The organism is Azospirillum largimobile, from assembly GCF_977007025.2.
In genome coordinates, this window is record NZ_CDRMUA020000001.1 from 1,860,054 (window position 1) to 1,873,427 (window position 13,374).

Here is a 13,374-nt window from a genome sequence, read left to right on the forward strand (position 1 = left end):
TGGCAATGCCAAAGCCGTGCCACCGCTACCAACAGAGTAATCCGGTGGCACCACCGGCCGTCAACAGCCGATCCTCTGCCTATACGCAATGCATTTGCCGCTTTGGTCATCATGCCACAGTCCGTGGCGGCAACCCAGCCCTTCGCTGTGGCGGTCTGCTGCGATGCGGCAGGCCCTTGCCAGCCGCCCCGTTCGGACCAACACTCCAGACGGTCGGCAGTTCAGCCGATCGGACAGGGTGGAGGCAAGGATGTCGGCGGGTTACGCGGTGCTGGACCGGCGGAGCGTGGTGGCGGTGACGGGGGAGGACCGCAAGGCCTTCCTGCAGGGGCTGGTGTCCAACGACATGCTGCGCGTCACTCCCGATCATGCCGCCTATGCCCTGTTCCTGACCCCGCAGGGCAAGTTCCTGCATGATTTCACCATTGTTGAGTCGGATGCCGTCGAGTCGGGTGCGGATTCGGCCGCCGCGCTTCTGCTCGATCCGGAGACGGACCGCCGCGCCGACCTGCTGCGCCGGCTGAAGATGTACAAGCTCCGCTCGAAGATCGCGCTGGAGGACCGGGCCGACGGGTTGCGCGTCGCCGTCGCTTTCGGCGACGGCGCGCTGACGGCGCTGGGACTGCCGGCGGAACCGGGCACGGCTCGGCCCTTCGGCGGCGGGATCGCCTTCACCGACCCCCGCCTGCCGACGCTGGGCGCCCGCCTGTTCCTGCCTGCGGACGGCATCGCGGCGCTGGAGGCGGCCGGGCTGGTGCGACGGGATGCCGCGGACTACGACCGCCTGCGCCTGTCGCTCGGCGTGCCGGACGGGACCGCCGATCTGATTCCGGAAAAGTCGATTCCCCTGGAGAACCGGATGGACGCGCTGAACGCCATCTCCTGGGACAAGGGCTGCTACATGGGGCAGGAGCTGACCGCCCGCACCAAGTACCGCGCCCTGATCAAGAAGAAGCTATTTCCCGCCGCCGTCGATGGCCCCATGCCGGAGCCCGGCACCGCGGTGACGCTGGACGGCAAGGAGGCCGGGGAGATCCGCAGCGTCCGCGACGGTGCGGCACTCGCCCTGCTGCGGCTGGAGGAGGTGGAGCGCGCGGCCAAAAACGGGCTTTCGTTCCAGGCCGGTCCGGCGACGCTGACGCCGCAGGAACCGGGTTGGGACATTACCACCAAGGGCTAGTTCCACACCGAAAGAGTTCACGGAAGGTGAAATCAAACGGGGCTTGCGCCTGTTGTTCTGATGTCTTTCGACACAACGACAAAGGAGCCACCCCATGCGTCGCACCCTGATTGTCACCGCCGCCACGCTGGCTTTGCTCTCCGGCGCCGCCGTCGCGCAGACCACCTCGCCGACCGTGGGCAATCCGTCCTCGTCGACCTCCACCATGTCGAACAGCGCGTCGCCGGACAGCGCCACCACCGGCAGCTCGGCCACCAGCGCCACCGGCGGCCAACTCGCCAGCGCCGAGGAGTTGATCGGCAAGAACGTCTATGGCCGCGACAACGAAAAGATCGGCGAGGTCGACGACGTCATCCTCGACGCCAACGGGCAGGCCAAGCAGCTGGTGGTCAGCTCCGGCGGCTTCCTCGGCATCGGTGAGAAGCAGGTCGCGGTCGACTACACCGCCGCCAACTGGGATTCGCAGAACAACCGCCTGAATCTGGCCGGCATGAGCCGCGACGACGTCAAGGCGATGCCGGAATTCAAGTACGACGACACCATGACGTCGCTGAACAAGAACCGGAAGCCGGCCGAGGACGAGAAGGCGGCGCCGGGCGCGGCGCCGACCGCCGGCTCGACCGGGACCACCGGCAGCAGCACGGCGAAGTAAGATTCGTCGCGCTAGCGGGTCGCGCTCATGGGGAAGTTAGACCCCCACCTTAATCCTCCCCCACTGGGTGGGGGAGGAGACTGCCGCAACAGCGTCGACAAAGCTCCTACTCCCTCCCCCGCCCAGCGGGGGAGGGTCAGGGTGGGGGTCTAACTCGGCACCCTCACCCCCGCAGCAGATCCACGAAGCGCCGGCAGGCCACGATCTCCGCACGCACGTTCGCGCGGCGCTTCGTGGCTTCGGCGTCTTCACCCCATTGCTCGATCTGGTAGGTCTCGTCCAGCTGCGAAACCTCGAAGGCCTCTTCCGCGCTGATGCGGCCTTCCAGCAGGGCCAGCGCCACGATGATGGAGCCGCAGACGCCGGTCGTGGTCTGCAGCGCCGACAGGTACCAGTCGTCCGTCCGCTCCACCACCCGGCGCAGGGCGGCCAGCGCCTCCTCCGGCTGCGGCTTCGGCATCAGGCCGGCGCAGACATGGAGAGGCGCGTCGTAGGTCAGCGCCGCCCAGTCAAGCAGCGGCTGCCACAGTTGGGCCTGACGGTCCACCAGCGGCTGGGGATGTTCCGCGCGGTAACACAGCAGGTCGGTGCCGGCATAGGCGCTGATGGCCTGGACGATGTCCTGCCGCTTGGCCGGGATCAGGTCGACGGCGGTGCTCGACAGCTGCATCAGCGGCATGGAATGGGCGTCGATCTGGTCGCCCTGCGCTGCCCATTCGTCCGCCACGCCCTGGGCCAGCGGCTGGCTGGGGAAGACCAGCGGCGCCTTGGCCGGGCTGCGCACCGGACGGCCGTCCAGCTCGACCCGGAAACCGCCCTCGGTCTCGCCGACCCCGGCCGCCTTGTAGAAACGCTTCATCGCTTACCCTTCCAAAAGCTCCAGCACCGCGGTGGCGACATCCCGCCCGCGGTGAACGATGCGGTCCGCCCCGGCCCGCTCCAGCTCCGGCACCGCATGATAGCCCCAGGAGACGCCGACCGAACGCACCCGCGCGTTACGGGCCATTTGAATGTCGTAGGTCGTGTCACCGATCACAACCGTGCCTGCCTCCTCCGCGCCGGTCTCCGCCAGCGCGCGCTGGACCATGTGCGGGTTGGGCTTGCCCGGACCGACGTCGGCAGTCTGCAGCGTGACGAATCGCCCGGTCAGGCCGTGCCCCTTCAGCACCGCGTCCAGCCCACGGCGCGACTTGCCGGTCGCGACACCCAGCAGGACGCCCGCCTCTTCCAGCGCCGCCAGCGTGTCGATGATGCCGGGGAACAGCGGCTCGTCCACATCGCCCCGGCTGCGCGCGGCGGAGAAGGCGCGCTTGTAGCTTTCCGCCACCGCGACATGGGCTTCGGCATCATGCGCCGGCAGCAGCAGGGCCACCGCCTCCACCAGCGACAGCCCGACCATGCGGCGGACCTCCATCGGGTCGGGCTCGCCCAGCCCGTGCTCGGCCCAGGCCTGGGTCATGGCGTCGATGATCGCGAACTGGCTGTCGACCAGCGTGCCGTCGCAATCGAACAGGGCCAACCGCAGGGGCGATTTCCCGGAAGCGGGCATCACTCGAAATCCTCGAACGGATCGTCGCGCAGGTTGGGGCTGAAGCCGAAATACTTCCAGGTCGCCTGCATGTGGTCGGGCAGCGGCGCCGTCACGTCGATGGTCTTGCCGCCGCGCGGGTGCGGCAGGATCAGCCGGCGGGCATGCAGATGCAGCTTCTTCGCCACCTCCGCCCCGGCCAGGAAGGCGCCCTGCCCGGCATATTTGCCGTCGCCGAGGATCGGCGTCCCGACCGCGGCCATGTGCACGCGCAGCTGGTGGGTGCGGCCGGTCAGCGGCCACATGGCGACGAAGGCCGCCTGCTTGCCGACATTCTCCTGCACCGAATAGACGGTGACGGCGCGCTTGCCATCTTCCTTGTTCTCCGCCACCCGCTCGCCATGGGGACCGCCTTCCTTGGCAAGCGCGAGGTCGATCTTGCCCTGGTAGGGCGTCGGCACGCCGACGGTGACGGCCCAGTAGATCTTGCGCACGGCGCTGCCGCGGAACAGCTCCGTCAGCTTGCTGGCGGCGAAGGTGGTGCGGGCCAGCAGCAGGACGCCCGAGGTGTCCTTGTCCAGCCGGTGGACCAGCTTCGGCCGCTCGTTGCCGTCGAAGCGCAAGGCGTCGAGCATGGCGTCGAGGTGCTTGGAGGTGCCGGTGCCGCCCTGCACCGCCAGACCCGCCGGCTTGTTGATGGCGATCACGTCGGCGTCGCGGTAGAGCACCAGCGCCTGCAACTCGGCAATCTGCTTGTCCGACATGCCCTTGGGCTTGCCCGCCCCCGGATTGGGCCCCCTGACCGGCGCCGCCCAGGCGGCCAGCGGCGGGATGCGCACGCCCTGCCCCGCCGCCAGACGCGACGACGTCTCCGCCCGCTTGCCGTCGATGCGGACTTGGCCCGTACGCAGCAGCTTCTGCAGATAGCTGTGGTTCACGTCGGGGAAATGCCGCTTGAACCAGCGGTCGAGCCGCATGTCGGCCTCGTCGGCCGTGACGATGCGGGTTTCGACCTTGCTGTCGCCCTTGGGTTCAGTCGACGCGGTATCGGCGTGATCGGCGGCGGGATTGGGAGAGTCAGTCATCAGAGGGACACCGAAACAAGAGAACGCACGGCCCACAGGCCGGCAAAGAAGCCCACCACGCTGAACAGCGTCGAGGCGAGGAAGTATCCCGCCGCCGCGGCGAACTCGTCACGGGCGACGAGAACACCGATGTCCAGCGTGAAGGAGGAGAAGGTGGTGAAGCCGCCGAGCACGCCGACCAGCAGCAGGGCGCGCAGCTCCGGGGACGGCGACCAGGTCAGCGCCGCCAGTTCCGACAGCACGCCCATCACCGTGCAGCCGATCACGTTGACGACGATCGTCCCCACCGGGAACCGGGTGCCGGCCCACTGCATGATCGCCAGCAGCATCAGATAGCGCGCCACCGAACCGGCGGCACCTCCGGCGGCGACGGCAAGCAAGGACAGGGGGGATGCGAGCACGGCGCCTCCGATTCAGCGCAGAACGGTGGGAATGGGGATCGAGCGCCGGATTAGAGCCAGAAACCGCGCCACTTGTCACGCGATGGACAATGGCGGCAGGATCGTCGGCATGGAAACGCTCCCCAACAACACCGCCCTGCTGGTCGTCGACCTGCAAAAGGCCATCGACGACCCGCGCTGGAGCCGCGTCGGCCCGCGCAACAACCCGCAGGCCGAAGCCAACATCGCGGCATTGCTGGCGGCTTGGCGGCAGGGCGGGCGGCCCATCGTCCATATCCGCCACGATTCGACCGATCCGGCCTCCACCTATCGTCCCGGCAGTGCCGGCCATGCCTTCAAGGAGGAGGCCATGCCGCTGCCGGGCGAAACGGTGATCGGAAAGCGGGTGAACAGCGCGTTCATCGGCACCGGCCTGGACGAGTGGCTGCGCGGCCGCGGCATCGGCACGTTGGTGGTGGCCGGCGTCATCACCAACAACAGCGTCGAGGCGACGGTGCGGATGGCCGGGAACCTGGGCTACGACGTGCGTCTGGTCGCCGACGCCTGCTTCACCTTCGCCCGGAACGACCGGTCGGGCAGAGTGTGGACGGCGGACGAGGTGCACGACCTGTCGCTCGCCAATATCGACGGCGAATATGCGACGGTCGTGGAGACGGCGGAGGTGTTGGGAGAGATGTTGCAGTGATGCCCCCTCCCCATCCCTCCCCCGCTTTGCGGGAGAGGGGTAGGAGCTTTGCGGGAATCCGGCGGAGTTCCCTCTCCCGCGTTAGCGGGGGAGGGTTAGGGAGGGGGCAACAGCACGCCTGCCTACGCCAGCTTCGCCTTCAGGAACTCCACCGTGCGCTTCCAGGCCAGATCGGCGGCGTCCTTGTTGTAGCGTTCGGCCGAAGTGTCGTTGTGGAAGGCGTGGTTGACGCCCTCGTACATGTGGATCTGATGTTCGACGCCGGCCTTCTTCAGCGCCTCGTCATAGGCGGGGATGCCGGCGTTGATGCGCTGGTCGAGCCCGGCAAAATGCAGCATCAGCGGCGCCTTGACGGTGGTCACCAACGCCGGGTCGGGCGTCGGGCCGTAGAAGGCGACGCCGGCCATCAGGTCGGGCGCCTTCAGCGCCAGCCGGTTGACCATGCCGCCGCCCCAGCAGAAGCCGATGGCGCCGACCTTGGCCGAGGAATAGCGGTAGGCCATCAGGTAGCTCATGGCCGCGATCAGGTTGTTGACCGTCTTGTCGCCGTCGAGCTGGCCGATCATGTCGCGGGCCTTGTCGGGGTCCTGCGGCGTGCCGCCCAACGGCGACAGCAGGTCGGGCGCCAAGGCCACGAAGCCTTCGGTGGCGAGCCGGCGGGTGACGTCCTCGACATAGGCGTTCAGGCCGCGGTTCTCGTGGATGACGATCACCGCCGGGGCCTTGTCCGAGAGCTTCGGCCGGGCGAGATAGCCGGCAACGTCGCCGGTCGCCCCCTGGAAGCTCACTTTTTCCGCCGCCAGACGCTTGTCGTCCTCGCCGACGATGGCCGCGTGGGCATAGTTCGGCTCGATCGCCGCCAGGATGGTCGGGATCGCCGCCGCGCTGCCGGCCAGCACCGCAAGCCGTTCCAGGAAGACCCGGCGCGGCAGCGGTGCATGGGTGTATTCGTCGTAGAGATCGATGATACGCTGGTCCATCCCCGATGCCCCCTGTCTTGCCTATGCCGCAGCTCAGCCGGCGCGGTCGCGCTTGAGAGTGGGGGCACGACGCCGGCTTGGCAACCGGGGGAAGGACGCGCTTTCGGCCTATGACGCGTCCGGCACCGCCTCGGCCAACGGGACCAGTTCCGACGGTTGGTACTCGACCAGCCGCCCGTCGCGCATCTCCAGAACCCGGTCCATGCGGCGGGCGAGGTCCAGATTGTGCGTCGCGACCAGAGCGCCCACCTTGGCCTGACGGACGATCGCCGACAGCATGGTGAAGACATGCTCCGCGGTGTGTGGGTCGAGGTTGCCGGTCGGCTCGTCGGCGATCAGCAGCGACGGCGCGTTGGCCAGCGCGCGGGCGATGGCGACGCGCTGCTGCTCGCCGCCCGACAGGCGGGCCGGGCGGTGGGTGCCGCGCTGTTCCAGCCCGACCATGCGCAGAAGCTCGTCCGCGCGCTGCTTGGCGACGGATTTCGGCACGCCGGCGATCATCTGCGGCAGGACGATGTTCTCCCGCGCCGAGAATTCCGGCAGCAGGTGGTGGAACTGGTAGACGAAGCCGATGGAGCGGCGCCGAACCTCGGTCCGCTTGCCGTCGTCCAGGTTCGACACGTCGGTGCCGGCGATGCGCACCGTGCCGCCGGTGGGCCGTTCCAGCAGGCCGGCGATGTGAAGCAGCGTGGACTTGCCGGCACCCGACGGGCCGACCAGCGCCACCAATTCTCCGGCGCCGACGGTCAGTTCGACCCCGCGCAGCACCTCCAGAATCTCGCCCGCCTGTTCGAATCGGCGGACGATGTCCTTCAGTTCCAGCATCGGCTGCATGACCGCGTCACTCATAGCGCAGGGCCTCCACCGGATCGAGCCGGGCGGCGCGCCAGGACGGGTAGATGGTGGCCGCGAAGGACAGGCCGAGCGCCATCAGCGTCACCTGCACCACTTCGCTCCAGTCGATCTTGGCCGGCAGGTGGGAGAGGAAATAGATCTCGGCGTTGAACAGGTTGGTGCCGGTCAGCCCCTGGATGACCTGCCGGATGCTCTCGATGTTCAGCGCGAAGGACACGCCCATCGCCAGCCCCAGCAGCGTTCCCGTCACGCCCACGCTGGCGCCGGACAGGAAGAAGATGCGCATGACCATGCCGCGCGTCGCCCCCATGGTGCGCAGGATCGCGATGTCGCGCCCCTTGTCCTTCACCAGCATGATCAGGCTGGAGATGATGTTGAAGGCCGCGACCATGATGATCAGCGACAGGATCAGGAACATCACGTTGCGTTCGACCTGGAGCGCGGTGAAGAAGCTGGCGTTCGACTGCTGCCAGTCGACCACCCGCCCTTCCCCTGCCACCGCCGACTGGACGGCGGCACGCGCGGCCACGATCTGCATCGGGTCGTCGATGAAGACCTCCAGCGAGGTGACGGCGTCGCCGGTGCGGAAGAAGGCCTGCGCCTCCTCCAGCGGCAGGAAGATGAAGCTGTTGTCGTATTCGAACATTCCGACGTCGAAGATCGCGCCGATGGGATAGCTGCGCATCCGCGGCACGGTGCCGAAGGCGGTGACGTTGCCCTGCGGCGCGATCAGCGTGATCTGGTCGCCGACGCTCAATCCCAGCCGCTGGGCCATGCGCGATCCGATGGCGATGCGATCGTCGCCGAACTCCTCGGCCGAGCCGCGGATGACGTTGTTGGCGAGCGTCGGCCGCATCTTGAAGTCTTCCGCCCGCACGCCGCGGATGACCGCGCCCGACGCGACGCCGCGCACCGACACCAGCGCCTGGCCTTCCACCGTCGGGGTGACTGTGTTGACGCCGGGCGTGTTGCGCAGCTTGCCGGCCAGGATGTCGAAGTCCGGCAGCGGCCCGCCACGCATGTTGTAGACGTTGAGGTGCCCGTTGAGGCCGAGCACGCGGCCCAGCAGCTCCGCCCGGAAACCGTTCATCACCGCCATCACGATGATGAGCGTCGCGACGCCGAGCGCGATGCCCAGCAGCGAGAACCCCGCGATGACCGAGATGAACCCTTCCTGGCGGCGCGCCCGGAGGTAACGCATCGCGACCATGCGTTCGAAGGCGTTGAAGATCATGCGGCTGGGGTCCTGTGGGTGGGCTGAAACGACGCCCTACATAAGAACGTGAGCGTGGCGGGAAAAGGGCGAAGCCCGGATCGCCGGCTTAGGCGAACCGGGCTACCTTTTCGAGCTAATCCGATCAGCCCAGCAGCTTCGCCAGGGCCGCCTCGACCGGCAGTTCTTCCTTCTCGCCGGTGGCGCGGCGCTTCAGCTCGACGACGCCGTTCTTCAGGCCACGCGGGCCGACGACCAGCTGCCAGGGAACGCCGATCAGGTCCATGTCGGCGAACTTCGCGCCGGGACGCTCGTCGCGGTCGTCATAGGCGACCTCCAGGCCGGCCGCTTCGAGCTTGGCGTTCAGTTCGGCGCAGACGCGGTCGGTCTCTGCATCGCCGGACTTCAGGTTGATCAGGCCGACGTTGAAGGGCGCGACGGCGTCCGGCCAGATGATGCCGTTGTCGTCGTGGCTGGCCTCGATGATCGCACCCATCAGGCGGGACACGCCGATGCCGTAGCTGCCCATCTCCACCGGGATCGACTCGCCGTTCGGGCCGGCGACCACGGCATTCATCGGCTTGGAGTATTTGGTGCCGAAGTTGAAGATGTGGCCGACCTCGATGCCGCGGGCCGAGACCAGATCCGACTCAGGCACCGGGCTGTTGGCCGGGTCGTGCTTCTCGTCGGTCGCGGCATAGATGCCGGTGACGCGGTCGAAGAAGGGCTGCAGGTCGTCCTCCATGCCGGGGGCGTCCTTCAGCACGTCCAGGTTCATCCAGTCCTTGTGGCAGAAGACGCCGCTCTCGCCGGTCTCGGCCAGGATGATGAACTCGTGGCTCAGGTCGCCGCCGATCGGACCGGTGTCGGCGCGCATCGGGATCGCCTTCAGCCCCATGCGGGCAAAGGTGCGCAAGTAAGCCAGGAACATCCTCTGGTACGAACGGCGCGCGCTGTCCGCATCGATGTCGAAGGAGTAGGCGTCCTTCATCAGGAACTCGCGGCCGCGCATCACGCCGAAGCGCGGGCGGATCTCGTCACGGAACTTCCACTGGATGTGGTAGAGGTTCAGCGGCAACTGCCGGTAGCTCTTGACGAAGGAGCGGAAGATGTCGGTGATCATCTCCTCGTTCGTCGGGCCGAACAGCATCTCGCGGTCGTGACGGTCGGTGATGCGCAGCATCTCCTTGCCGTAATCGTCGTAACGGCCGCTCTCGCGCCACAGATCGGCCGACTGGATGGTCGGCATCAGCAGTTCCTGCGCACCGGCGGCGTCCTGCTCCTCGCGGACGATCTGCTCGATCTTGCGCAGAACCCGATAGCCCAGCGGCAGCCAGGCATAGATGCCGGCGCTGGTCTGGCGGATCATCCCGGCCCGCAGCATCAGGCGGTGCGAGACGATCTGCGCCTCGGTCGGGGTCTCCTTGAGGGTCGGCATGAAGAAGCTGGACAGCCGCATGGCTCTGCTCTCGTGTGCGAGGTGTTCGACAAGGCCGCGCGGACATGCTCCATTTTCGAACAGGAGCGGACTCGGGCGGCGGGTGAGCGACTTTAGGAAGGTCGCCCGCACTTGTCCACTGTAAGCCCCCGCTTCCTCCCCTGCCTGCTCCGGCCCTACCGGGCGCGGCAATAGGCGTAGAGGCGGTCCTCCGCCCCCGGATCGATCGGTTGGCCGTTGAGATAGAGCCGGTCGCCGACGACGCTCAGCCAGACCGAGGTCACGTCGCCGGGCAGGAACGGCACCGACGGCAGGGCGATACCCATCCGCCGGGCGAGATCCACCGACAGCGGCAGGTCGATGGGAATCGGCGGCTGAGTGCCGGCGGTGCCCGGCAGGTCGGCCGGCACCACCGGGCGGCCGTTCACATCCACCCCTGGCCGGTATTCCACATCGGCGGCCGGCACATGGCGTGTCAGCCGCTGGCACAGCGACAAATCGATCACCGGCCGCTCGCGGGCGGCATCGGGGGTCAGCGGAATGGGGCCTGGCAACTGCGGCTGCGATTGCGCCGAAGCGGTGCCGGCCGCCAGAGCCAGCAGGCACGCCGTCAGGCAGGCGCGCAGGGCCTTTGGCGCCGTCACAGCGTGTGCCGCTCGGCCACCAGGGCCGGGTTGCGCATGGCTTTCCAATAGAGCGACAGGTAGGGCATGCCTTTCTCCGCCTCCTCCTGGGTCCGCGCCGACTGGCGGATGTATTTGCCGATGAAGGGCTTGTTCACATGCTCCAGGTCCACCGCGGCCTTCAGCACCAGGAACTCGCCGATCTTGTCCGGCAGATTGTAATGCCATTTCTGCAGGCAGTCCGAGGTCGCACCCGGCTTCGCCTGCTCGGGTTCGGGCATATAGAATTCCTGGTGGTGGTACTGCGTGATTTCCTTCCAGGCCTGCGCCACCCGGCCGGGCTTCAGCCGCGGCAGGGCCTTCAGGATGCGGACGTCATCGTGGAACAATGGTAGGAAACCGCGCTTCTCCGCCAGTTCGGTCAGCATGATGTGCAGCCCGGCCATCACGCCGCCCTCCGCACCACCGCCATGGCCGCTGTCGGACCTCTCCTCGCGCTTGCGGCCGAACAGGGCGCTGAAGAAGCCCTTCTTCGGCTTGGCGCCGCCACCTGCCCCGCCACTGTCCTGCCCGACCTTGCGCTCGTCCCACAGCGAATCCCAGGCATACTCCCAGGCGGTGAAGACGGCATTGGAGCGGTCGTCGAGGACCGTCAGCAGATATTCGCGCCCCTCCCGCGCCCAATCGACGTCGCCGACAATGGCGCGCACCGGCCGGCGGCTGAGCACGACCGGCAGGATGCCGACACGCACGAGGTCCTGATAGAACTCGACGAAGGACGGCGTCTGGATGAAAGGCAGCATGGAGCAAGGCTGCTGATCCGGCGCCAGCAACTCCATGCTTTTCCTGGTCCGCTCCAACAGTTCGGTCGTCAGAACCGCGGCGAACTGATCGAACCGTTCGTTTTCGTTCGCGGCCATCGGCGCCTCGACTGTCGTCCTTCTTCTGACGCCCGCCGGAACGGGCGATGACCGGCTTGTCCGATCGGCCAATGCGGACGGCCACCTGGGCGGCGCGTGCCTCCGGGCGGCGTTCTTTGCGACCATTCCCGCCGGAAAGGGAGAAACCCCGGGGCAGAGGCGGGCGGAGCAACGCTACCAAGGAAACCGTTAACGTTTTCTGGACCTGCAGCGGAAATTTCCAGTCCGCAGGCAAACAATCGGCATGGCGGATAAAGAAAGGCCGCGCGGCAAATGCGGCGCGGCCTGTCGAGTTTAGGGAGGAATTGCCACCAGGCGTCGGAAAGGGAGGAAGAACCTCCCTCGTCACAGCAAAAGTGTGGACCCGAGCCGATCCCGTGGCAAGCCTAAAACTGAGGCAGAGCCCTGTCATGCTCAAAGTTTTTGCAATTTTGCCCAGCCTTTCGGCGATTGCCGCCGTTCTGACCGGGACATTGCCTATTTCCCGGGCTCATACCCGCGATAGCCGTTATCGACCGCGGCTTTCCAGGGCGGACTCTGCGCCAGGACGACGACGTGGACCGGGCAGTCCGGCTGATGCGCCCCCGGCAGGTAGCCCAGGCTCATCAGGAACTCCCCGACGATCTCGCCGCCGGTGAAGCGAAAGGTCCGGCCGAACAGCTTCACCCATTCCGCTTTGGTCAGCGGATGGTGGGCGCGCAGCCAGCCGTCGAAGGAACCGTGGGTTTCGCGCAATGCGATGATGCGGCGGGCATTCTCGATCACCGCATCGACCTTCAGTCGGTTGCGGATGATGCCGGCGTCGGCCAGCAGCCGTGCCCGCTCCGCCTCGCCATAGGCGGCGACCCGGTCGATGTCGAAATCGTCGAAGGCGGCGCGGAACGCCTCGTGCTTTTTCAGGATGGTCAGCCAGGACAGCCCGGCCTGGTTGATCTCCAGAACGAGCCGCTCGAACAGCACCCGGTCGTCGCCGCTCGGGAAGCCGTATTCACCGTCATGGTAGGGACCATGGTGGGGATGGCCGGGTGCGGCCGCGCAGTAGGTCAGGCTCACCCCGCCCTCTCCTCTCCGGTCGGTCAGTACATATGCCGCGCCATCTCGCGGAAGGAGATGATCCCGGACCGTTCCACGCCGAAGATCACCAGCCAAACCAGCAGGGCGACCACCGACGTGATCATGAACTTGCGCAGGATGCGCGGTTCGACCGGCGCGGAAGAGGCCATGCCGGGCTCCGGCTCGTCCGGCGTCCTGACACCCCAGGGCAGCACCCCGAACAGCACCACCCACCACACGACGATATAGACGAAGACCGCCGTCACCCAGTTGTCCATCGCCCTCTCCGCGCTCCAGTCCCGTCAGGCAGGGTCAGGCCTGTTCCAGTTCCACAAGCGTCCCGCAGAAGTCCTTTGGGTGCAGGAACAGGACCGGCTTGTCGTGGGCGCCGATCTTGGGCTCGCCGTCGCCAAGCACGCGGGCACCCTGCTCCTTCATCCGGTCGCGGGCGGCGAGGATGTCGTCCACCTCGTAGCAGATGTGGTGGATGCCGCCGGACGGGTTCTTTTCCAGGAATCCGGCAATCGGCGACTTCTCGCCGAACGGATGCAGCAGCTCGATCTTGGTGTTGGGCAGGGTGACGAAGACGACGGTCACGCCGTGCGGCGGCAGATCCACCGGCTGCGACACCGCGGCACCCAGCGTGTCGCGGTAGAGCGCCGTCGCCGCCGGCAGGTCCGGAACGACGATGGCGACGTGGTTGAGCTTCCCGATCATGCGTGTCCTCTCGCTGGCTTTCCGTTCGGCCCGTTAGCGGGCTC

Annotated in this window: 16 protein-coding genes and 1 pseudogene; 3 read left to right on the forward strand and 14 right to left on the reverse strand. The window is 67.3% G+C overall.

What is annotated here, in order from left to right:
- Window positions 1-250 precede the first annotated feature (250 nt).
- Window positions 251-1,180: a CAF17-like 4Fe-4S cluster assembly/insertion protein YgfZ gene (gene ygfZ, locus ACWPKK_RS08630; RefSeq protein ID WP_452002842.1), complete on the forward strand. Its 930-nt coding sequence runs from the start codon at window positions 251-253 to the stop codon at window positions 1,178-1,180.
- Window positions 1,181-1,274: 94 nt separating this feature from the next.
- Complete coding sequence (locus tag ACWPKK_RS08635) at window positions 1,275-1,832, forward strand: PRC-barrel domain-containing protein (protein WP_452002845.1); 558 nt, start codon at window positions 1,275-1,277, stop codon at window positions 1,830-1,832.
- A 163-nt stretch (window positions 1,833-1,995) separates the two neighbouring features.
- Here the strand turns inward: ACWPKK_RS08635 and ACWPKK_RS08640 are convergent, their stop codons facing one another.
- Genes ACWPKK_RS08640 through crcB form a run of 4 tightly spaced genes read right to left on the reverse strand, consistent with a single transcriptional unit; the run spans window position 1,996 to window position 4,846 of the window.
- Window positions 1,996-2,691 carry an ATP12 family chaperone protein gene (locus ACWPKK_RS08640; RefSeq protein WP_452002848.1) on the reverse strand — a complete coding sequence of 232 codons (696 nt, stop codon included), beginning with the start codon at window positions 2,689-2,691 and terminating at the stop codon, window positions 1,996-1,998.
- A gap of 3 nt (window positions 2,692-2,694) precedes the next feature.
- Window positions 2,695-3,381, reverse strand: a complete 687-nt coding sequence (locus ACWPKK_RS08645; RefSeq protein WP_452002850.1) for an HAD-IA family hydrolase — start codon at window positions 3,379-3,381, stop codon at window positions 2,695-2,697.
- Complete coding sequence (locus ACWPKK_RS08650; RefSeq protein ID WP_452002852.1) at window positions 3,381-4,445, reverse strand: RluA family pseudouridine synthase; 1,065 nt, start codon at window positions 4,443-4,445, stop codon at window positions 3,381-3,383. The genes ACWPKK_RS08645 and ACWPKK_RS08650 overlap by 1 nt, the downstream gene beginning before the upstream one ends.
- The gene (gene crcB / locus ACWPKK_RS08655; protein WP_324865929.1) at window positions 4,445-4,846 is read right to left on the reverse strand and encodes a fluoride efflux transporter CrcB; all 402 of its coding nucleotides are present in this window, start codon (window positions 4,844-4,846) and stop codon (window positions 4,445-4,447) included. The genes ACWPKK_RS08650 and crcB overlap by 1 nt, the downstream gene beginning before the upstream one ends.
- 109 nt (window positions 4,847-4,955) lie before the next feature.
- On the opposite strand from crcB, the gene ACWPKK_RS08660 reads away from it, so the two are divergent.
- Complete coding sequence (locus ACWPKK_RS08660) at window positions 4,956-5,531, forward strand: cysteine hydrolase family protein (protein WP_452002854.1); 576 nt, start codon at window positions 4,956-4,958, stop codon at window positions 5,529-5,531.
- Window positions 5,532-5,653: 122 nt separating this feature from the next.
- On the opposite strand, the gene ACWPKK_RS08665 is transcribed toward ACWPKK_RS08660, so the two are convergent.
- The 10 genes and pseudogenes from ACWPKK_RS08665 to mce all read right to left on the reverse strand — a co-directional run bounded on the left by ACWPKK_RS08665 (window position 5,654) and on the right by mce (window position 13,330).
- The gene (locus ACWPKK_RS08665; RefSeq protein ID WP_452004751.1) at window positions 5,654-6,430 is read right to left on the reverse strand and encodes a dienelactone hydrolase family protein; all 777 of its coding nucleotides are present in this window, start codon (window positions 6,428-6,430) and stop codon (window positions 5,654-5,656) included.
- A gap of 9 nt (window positions 6,431-6,439) precedes the next feature.
- A pseudogene (locus ACWPKK_RS08670) lies at window positions 6,440-6,517 on the reverse strand (hypothetical protein); the annotation flags it as partial.
- Window positions 6,518-6,619: 102 nt separating this feature from the next.
- Complete coding sequence (locus ACWPKK_RS08675; RefSeq protein WP_452002857.1) at window positions 6,620-7,360, reverse strand: ABC transporter ATP-binding protein; 741 nt, start codon at window positions 7,358-7,360, stop codon at window positions 6,620-6,622.
- Window positions 7,353-8,600 (reverse strand): lipoprotein-releasing ABC transporter permease subunit, encoded by a 1,248-nt coding sequence (locus ACWPKK_RS08680; protein WP_452002859.1) that lies wholly within the window; start codon window positions 8,598-8,600, stop codon window positions 7,353-7,355. Before ACWPKK_RS08680 ends, ACWPKK_RS08675 begins: the two co-directional genes overlap by 8 nt.
- Window positions 8,601-8,724: 124 nt before the next feature.
- Window positions 8,725-10,038: a proline--tRNA ligase gene (gene proS / locus ACWPKK_RS08685; RefSeq protein WP_452002861.1), complete on the reverse strand. Its 1,314-nt coding sequence runs from the start codon at window positions 10,036-10,038 to the stop codon at window positions 8,725-8,727.
- A 155-nt stretch (window positions 10,039-10,193) separates the two neighbouring features.
- Window positions 10,194-10,661, reverse strand: coding sequence for a hypothetical protein (locus tag ACWPKK_RS08690; RefSeq protein WP_452002864.1), 468 nt, complete (start codon window positions 10,659-10,661; stop codon window positions 10,194-10,196).
- The gene (locus ACWPKK_RS08695; protein WP_452002866.1) at window positions 10,658-11,560 is read right to left on the reverse strand and encodes a hypothetical protein; all 903 of its coding nucleotides are present in this window, start codon (window positions 11,558-11,560) and stop codon (window positions 10,658-10,660) included. Before ACWPKK_RS08695 ends, ACWPKK_RS08690 begins: the two co-directional genes overlap by 4 nt.
- Window positions 11,561-12,037: 477 nt before the next feature.
- On the reverse strand, window positions 12,038-12,613 hold the full coding sequence (locus tag ACWPKK_RS08700) for a DNA-3-methyladenine glycosylase I (RefSeq protein WP_452002869.1): 576 nt from the start codon (window positions 12,611-12,613) through the stop codon (window positions 12,038-12,040).
- Window positions 12,614-12,636: 23 nt separating this feature from the next.
- Window positions 12,637-12,891, reverse strand: coding sequence for a DUF1467 family protein (locus ACWPKK_RS08705; RefSeq protein ID WP_149222098.1), 255 nt, complete (start codon window positions 12,889-12,891; stop codon window positions 12,637-12,639).
- Window positions 12,892-12,925: 34 nt separating this feature from the next.
- The gene (gene mce / locus ACWPKK_RS08710) at window positions 12,926-13,330 is read right to left on the reverse strand and encodes a methylmalonyl-CoA epimerase (RefSeq protein WP_014248402.1); all 405 of its coding nucleotides are present in this window, start codon (window positions 13,328-13,330) and stop codon (window positions 12,926-12,928) included.
- Window positions 13,331-13,374 lie beyond the last annotated feature (44 nt).